General features: G+C 67.7%; 5 protein-coding genes. All 5 read left to right on the top strand.

What is annotated here, in order from left to right; genetic code table 11:
- The first annotated feature begins 579 nt into the window (after positions 1-579).
- The 5 genes from OXU42_05440 (at position 580) to OXU42_05420 (ending at position 2,048) form a co-directional block, all read left to right on the top strand.
- Positions 580-744, top strand: a complete 165-nt coding sequence (locus tag OXU42_05440; GenBank protein MDE0028835.1) for a hypothetical protein — start codon at positions 580-582, stop codon at positions 742-744.
- Between the two features lie 156 nt (positions 745-900).
- Positions 901-1,176, top strand: coding sequence for a type II toxin-antitoxin system prevent-host-death family antitoxin (locus OXU42_05435; GenBank protein ID MDE0028834.1), 276 nt, complete (start codon positions 901-903; stop codon positions 1,174-1,176).
- 186 nt (positions 1,177-1,362) lie between these two features.
- Entirely contained in the window at positions 1,363-1,587 is a 225-nt protein-coding gene (locus tag OXU42_05430) for a DUF433 domain-containing protein (GenBank protein ID MDE0028833.1), read from the top strand.
- Positions 1,571-1,897 carry a hypothetical protein gene (locus tag OXU42_05425; GenBank protein MDE0028832.1) on the top strand — a complete coding sequence of 109 codons (327 nt, stop codon included), beginning with the start codon at positions 1,571-1,573 and terminating at the stop codon, positions 1,895-1,897. Before OXU42_05430 ends, OXU42_05425 begins: the two co-directional genes overlap by 17 nt.
- Positions 1,898-1,922: 25 nt before the next feature.
- Positions 1,923-2,048, top strand: coding sequence for a hypothetical protein (locus OXU42_05420; protein ID MDE0028831.1), 126 nt, complete (start codon positions 1,923-1,925; stop codon positions 2,046-2,048).
- The last annotated feature ends 464 nt before the right edge of the window (positions 2,049-2,512 follow it).

Genomic DNA, 2,512 nt, shown 5'->3' with positions numbered 1-2,512 from the left:
CTCAACATAACAAGATCATTGCCATCATGCGGAAAGTGTCCGCCCGAGCCCGGCCTCAAGGTTTGCGGCAGTTGCGCGGAGAAAAGGCGCGCTGCCGAGAAGGCCCGACGCGACAGGGCCAGGGCTCAAGGCAAGCTCTACCGTGGGCGCGATCTGGAAACGACGCGCCGCGCCAACCGTGCCGGCGACAGGCGCCGCCGCCGTGAACGGCAAGACGCGGGGCTTTGCTCGTCCTGCGGCCTCCGCCGGCCGGAAGAATACCGCTCTGTCTGTGAGCCATGTCGCGAGGCAAGACGGGCACTCGACCGCCGCCGCTATGCCGCGCGCAAGGCCGCCGGCCGCTGCGTGCGCTGCACTCGGCCCACCGTTGGTGGCCTGTCACGGTGCGGCCGATGCCTCGCGCTGGAGAAGGAGCGCGTCTCGCCCGAACGGGAGAGCGCCGTCAGCAGGAGGCGATATGCCGCCCGGCGTGCCCAAGGCATTTGCGTGGATTGCAAGGCGCCTGCCGGTGGCGCCGCGCGTTGTCAGCGCTGCGCATATCGTTCCAACTCCCGCGCGCCCGAGCGCCATCTCGTGTCGATGTGGCCGCCGCAAATCACCGTGATCGAGTTGCAGACCTCGCTGGAACTGGGGACCTTCGAGACCGAGGCCGAGGCCGCCGCCTGCCTGGTCTTCGCCGGGCTCCGCCACGACCAGGTGGAGATATGCGCCAACGTCCCGCTGATGGCCATCGGCTCGGAGTGACCGGCGTTATCCCGCGAGGATTTGTGGCTGGAATGCCCGCGTGGAACAGTCCGGTCCGCTCCTCTCTGCACCGAAGGCGGCGAGGACATCCCGGCCGCGCAGGCGTCTATGCCGGCCAGCCGTCTTGACGCCGGGCCGGTCAATTCCGCGATATACTTGCTGCACGCCATCCAGAGGGTCAGCCTCATGCGCACGGTCTCCCTGGCGACTGCTCACCAGAAGTTCTCGAAGCTCCTCCGCGCGGTCGAGCGCGGCGAGGGCTTCCTTATCACTCGGCGCGGCCGGCCCATTGCGAAGCTCGTTCCCCATGGCGCCGGCAAGGCCGCTGATCCTGAATGGATGTCGGCCCACCGGCGCATGATGGCGCGACTGAGTGAGGGGGCCTCGCTGGGAGGGCTCAGGATCCAGAGGGCCGGGCTCCATGACCGTTAGTAGGCACCCTTCCCTCTACGCCAACATTGCGGCCTTTGTCATCCACCGCGACGGCGGCGGGCGGCACCAGCGCTGTGCGGAGCCGGTGGGCCGGACGGCACCCCGGCGGCCGAATGCATTCGTGAACAACGCGCCGCCGCCCCTGACGAGGGCGGCGAAGCGAGGCCAACGACGCTGGAGGACGGGATGACCGACAAGCTGATCGACCGGAACCCCAATATCCTCGGCGGGACACCGGTGTTCGCGGGCACCAGGGTTCCTGTACGCATCCTGATGGAACATCTCGAAGCCGGCGACCGGCTGGACGATTTCCTGGCGGACTACCCGACGGTGTCGCGGCGCCAGGCGGTCGCGCTGCTCGAACGCGCGACGACGATGCTGGTGAGCGGCGGCGATGAAGCTGCTGCTTGACGAATCGGTGCCGAAGCGGCTCGCCGCGGCCTTCCCCGCATCGTTCACGCTGTGCACGGTTCAGGAGATGGGCTGGTCCGGCACTGGGAACGGCCTCTTGCTGTCATTGGCCGCCGGCGAGGGCTTCGACGCGCTGATCACCGTCGATCGTGGCATCGAGCATCAGCAGAACCTCGAAGCCCTGCCGATCCCCGTCATTGTCATGCTTGCCGCGCGGAATCGTCTGACGGAGTTGCAGCCCCTGGTTCCGGCGGCGGTGGACCTGCTGTCGCGAGATTTGCAAAGGCACTTCTATCGGGTCCCCGGGTGAACCGGCATCGCTCTCGATTGACTCCATGTCGCAGCCGGCATTGCTCGCCATGGCGGCGATGGACGAGAACCAGTTCACGTTCCGGGACGCGATGCTGCACGCGACCGCCCGGCAGGCGGACTACGCAGCGTTCATGAGCGAGGATGTTTAGCTCGGGCGCTGCCCAAGCGGGGTGAAGACCGTCAACACATTCGCGTCCGGTTGCCGGCGCGATCATAACAACGGTGCTCGATCCATGAGTCAGGCCGGCCCGACGGCGCAGGGCGCCTTCCGGCACAGCGACGGAGCCCGCGTGTAGCGCTCCCGGCAACGCGAGCCTCTCCACAGCACCGCTGATGTCCTGCGAGCGCCATCGTGAGATCCCCGTGCGCGCGCACGCCGCGGATAATCTCGCAGATGGCCGCAGTCGGCCTTGGCGTTCCCAAACCACCGCACTCCCTGGCGCCAGCGGATCGGTCGGACGTGCGGTCAGCCAGGCCTTGGACCTCCCGGCGGGCGTCGGAGAAGACGGCGGCCGAGAGGAGGTGAAGAGCTTTGGAGGGGTGAGCGGGAGGTGGATCGAGAGGTCCGGCCCGTTCGTCACCCATCGTCAGAACTCGCACGTGAAGGAGCACG

The organism is Deltaproteobacteria bacterium (assembly GCA_028818775.1).
Lineage (GTDB): Bacteria > Desulfobacterota > Binatia > UBA9968 > JAJDTQ01 > JAJDTQ01.
The sequence above is the reverse complement of the archived record's forward strand: the minus strand, read 5'-3'. Positions and strand labels throughout refer to the sequence as shown.